Source organism: Nocardiopsis sp. TNDT3 (assembly GCF_003427465.1).
GTDB classification, from domain to species: domain Bacteria; phylum Actinomycetota; class Actinomycetes; order Streptosporangiales; family Streptosporangiaceae; genus Nocardiopsis; species Nocardiopsis dassonvillei.
The window spans coordinates 1-3437 of record NZ_QPFC01000883.1 but is presented as its reverse complement, the minus strand read 5'-3'; the positions used below and the strand labels follow the sequence as shown (position 1 = coordinate 3437).

General features: G+C 74.0%; 4 protein-coding genes and 1 pseudogene. All 5 read right to left on the bottom strand.

Annotation, left to right across the window (positions count from 1 at the left end; all coding sequences use genetic code 11):
• Positions 1-491 (bottom strand): EF-hand domain-containing protein (locus tag DQW06_RS21055; RefSeq protein ID WP_157983530.1); only part of this gene is annotated, 491 nt, incomplete at its 3' end.
• A gap of 185 nt (positions 492-676) precedes the next feature.
• A complete protein-coding gene (locus tag DQW06_RS21050) occupies positions 677-1138 on the bottom strand; it encodes a DUF6917 domain-containing protein (protein WP_013152487.1) in 462 nt (153 codons plus the stop codon).
• Positions 1135-2067, bottom strand: coding sequence for a Gfo/Idh/MocA family protein (locus DQW06_RS21045; RefSeq protein ID WP_013152486.1), 933 nt, complete (start codon positions 2065-2067; stop codon positions 1135-1137). The genes DQW06_RS21050 and DQW06_RS21045 overlap by 4 nt, the downstream gene beginning before the upstream one ends.
• Positions 2064-3197 carry an Ldh family oxidoreductase gene (locus DQW06_RS21040; protein WP_013152485.1) on the bottom strand — a complete coding sequence of 378 codons (1134 nt, stop codon included), beginning with the start codon at positions 3195-3197 and terminating at the stop codon, positions 2064-2066. Before DQW06_RS21040 ends, DQW06_RS21045 begins: the two co-directional genes overlap by 4 nt.
• Positions 3194-3437 (bottom strand): annotated as a pseudogene (locus tag DQW06_RS21035) (peptidase M20); the annotation flags it as partial. The gene DQW06_RS21040 and the pseudogene DQW06_RS21035, both read right to left, overlap by 4 nt.

Below are 3437 nucleotides of genomic sequence, written 5' to 3'. Positions count from 1 at the left end.
TGGTAGTCGCGGACCGCGTCGACCAGCTCGGAGGTGGACAGCTTGCCGCTGCCGTCGGCGTCGAGGTCGGCGAAGGCCCGGTCGGCGTCGGCGCCCTGGAGACCGATGGCGGCGAACCACTTCTGCATCTCGGTCGGGCTGATCTCACCGTCACCGTCGACGTCGAGCACGTTGACGATGGCCTGGATGGTCGGCTGGACGACCGAGGCGAAGCCGGCGTCGCCCTTGCTGATGATCTCCTGCTCGGCGGCCTGCACGAACTGCTCCCGGCTCATGCGCTGGGTGCCGGCGGCGGAGGCCAGGTGGTCGAACATGGCCAGGTAGGCGCTCTTGAGCTCGTTGCCCTGGGCGGTGCCCTCGGCTCCAAGGCGCGAGACGATGTCGTTCGCCTCGGACTCGAAGTCCGAGCGCTCGACGGCCCCGTTGCCGTTGGCGTCCCAGAGGCGGAAGCGCTCTTCGAGGCGGCTGTTGGCCTTGGTTGCGGTCGTCATTTATTTTCCCTCTCGATCCCTATGGAAAAACAGACGTACGATGCTCTCTCCGAGCACAGGAAAGGACCCTCCGACCGAGTCCGACCGGACCCTCCCCACACCCAGAAGATTAGCCTGTGAGCGTGCCCCACAAAAGGGGTTCAGAAGAATCCATGAGTGCAATTGATTTTTTATATCGGACATTTTCAGCAAATGCCAGATTCTTCGGAAACCGTTTCGGCGGGCGGGCCGTCGCCGACCGGCGCCCCCTGGCGGAACACCAAACCCTCACCCGAGGCCAACCCCAGGTCCCGCCCGGTCGGCAGCGGGTCGGCGTGGATGAGCACGTTGTAGTGGTTGGGCATGTGGCAGGCGTCGAAGCCGAGCACCGTCCCCACCCGGCGCGGGCCGATCCACACCTCGTCGCCCCGGTCCACCACCCCGGCGCCGGTGATCTCGGCGAACCCGAGGAAGCCCACCCGGTCGATCCGGGCCCCCGCAACGGTCTCGGTGTGGTCGGTGGCGACCAGCTCGTGCACCTCCCCCGCGCGCACGCACCGGCTGGCGTGGGGTTCGAGCCGCATACCCCGCTCGCTCCTGCGGTGCACCAGGACCTTGACCAGCGTCGCGGTGACGTCCCGTTTGGGACCGTCCTCACGGGGATTCATCGCGCCTCCTCCCTCGTCGGCTCCGCGGCCTCCGCCAAGCGGTAGGCGTCCCCGACCAGCCGCAGCGCGGACGGTCCGCCCGGGTCCTCGACCACGCCGCCGCGCACCCGCCGCTCGAACTCGGCGAGCACGCCCACGTACTCGTGCCACAGGGAGTCCTTGAACCCGGGATGGCCCTCCAGCATGTCCGCCGTGAGCACCGCCCCGTCGGCGGTGCGCGCCTCGACGTCCTTGCGCTCGCCGGGATGGGACCAGTCGAGGAGGACGCGTGCGCGCGCCCCCGCGGCGCGCAGCACGACCTCGGCCCGGCGGTCGGTGCCCGCGGCGTCCCGCGTGACGTGCGCCGACTCGGCCTCGGCCGGGCCGAGCAGCCACTCCACCAGGTCGAAGGCGTTGGGTCCGTTGTCGGCCACGCACCCGCCGCCGCAGCGGGCCGGGTCCAGGTACCAGGTGTCGGTGCCGGCGTGCTCCTCGATCCGCTCCAGGTAGCGCACGGTCAACTCCTCCACCCGCCGTCCGGCCAGGTCCCGGCGCAGCCGCGCGAGCGCGGAGTTGTACCGGCGGTGGAAGGCGGTGAACAGCACCGTGTCCCGGTCTCGGGCGAGCCCGGCCAGCGCCTCCCCCTGGGCGGCGTCCAGCGCGAGCGGCTTCTCCACGCACACGGCCACCCCGCGCCGCAGCGCGTCGGCGCAGACGGGGGCGTGGGCGTCGTTGGGCGCGGTGACCACCAGCGCGTCCAGTCCGGTCTCGTCGAGCATCCGGACGTGGTCGGTGTAGCCCCGCGCCCCGACCGGGTGGGCGGCGAGCACGCGGGGGTCGCGGTCGCACACCGCCACCAGGTCCAGGCCGGGCGCGGTGCGCAGGGCCTCCAGGTAGAAGCGGGAGATCACGCCCAGGCCGACCAGCCCGGTGCGCAGCGGGGCGCTCATCGCGTCTCCTCCCGCATCGCCTCGAAGGGCAGGCCGGTCCGGTCGGCCAGCTCCGCCAGCTCGGCGTACAGCTCCGCCTCCAGCGGCACGCCCGCCAGGCGCAGTTCCCGCGCCCGGTGGTACTCGTGCCAGCCGGGGTAGCGCACCGGCGCGTCCGGGTCGGTGGGCGGACAGGCCAGCAGCGCGCCGAACAGCTCCCGCGCGTCGTCGTCGGCGCCCTGCCGCAGGGCGCCGGGCGCGATCGCGGCCACGAAGAAGCCGATGTCGTCGTCGCGTCCGCTCGGGCCGCCGTCCCCGTCCAGGGCGTCGGGGTGGGGGCCCGTCCCGGCCCCCGGGACCAGTGCGGAGAGCACCTCGACCATGAGTCCGAGGCCGAAGCCCTTGTAGCGTCCCGCTTCGCCGCCCAGCCACATCAGGTGCGCGCGCCCGGCGTCGAAGGCGGCGGGGTCGGTGACGGGCGCGCCGGTGTCGTCGCACAGCAGGCCCTCGGGCAGGGCGAGGCCCTCGCGGGCGGCCTGGCGGATCCGGCCGGTGGGCGCGGCCGTGGTGCTCATGTCGAGCAGGAACGGCGGGTGCTCCCCGGCCGGGGCGGCGACGCTGAGCGGGTTGGTGCCCAGCATCGCGACCGCGCCGCCGGGCGGGCGGGCGATGCGCTGGCGTCCGCAGTTGCTGGCCACCAGGCCCACCATGCCGCGTTCGGCCGCGCGCAGCGCGTGGTACCCGGCGCAGCCCAGGTGGGTGGCGCCGCGCACGGACACCAGCCCGATGCCGTGGCGCGCGGCGCGCTCGGCGGCCAGATCCATGGCCTCGCTCGCCGCCCACAGGCCCAGGGCCCGCCGGGAGTCCCAGAGCACGGCGGCGCCGAGGTCGGCGAGGACGCGCGGCTCCGCGGCGGGGTCGGCCCTGCCCTCGTCGAGGAGCGGCAGGTAGAGGCGGGTCAGGTTGGCCAGACCGTGCGAACGCGGCCCGGCGAGGTCGCCGTGGCACAGAGCGCGCGCCGCCTCGGCCGCCCGGTCGGGGGGCAGGCCGCGGTCGGTGAACACCCCGGCGGCGAACGCGACCAGGTCGTCGTGGCGTACCCGTACGGCCTCGCGTTCCGGCGGGGCCTGGGTGGGGGCCGCGGTGGTCACCTGGCCTCCCGGGCGGGGGTGTGGTGTGCGCGCATGTCCTCGTCGCCTTCCTCGTCGGTGGTGCGGGGCTCTTGGGTCTCGTGCGGGGCGTCGGGGTTCGGGGCCCGACGCGGGGTCTGGCCGGTGAAGGCGGCCAGGAGGCGGGCCACCGCGCCGGCGAACCCGTCGAGTTCGTCGGCGCGCGCGAACTCGCCGTCGGCGTGCGCGTTGTTGGCGGCCAGGTCGCCGGGGCCCAGCACG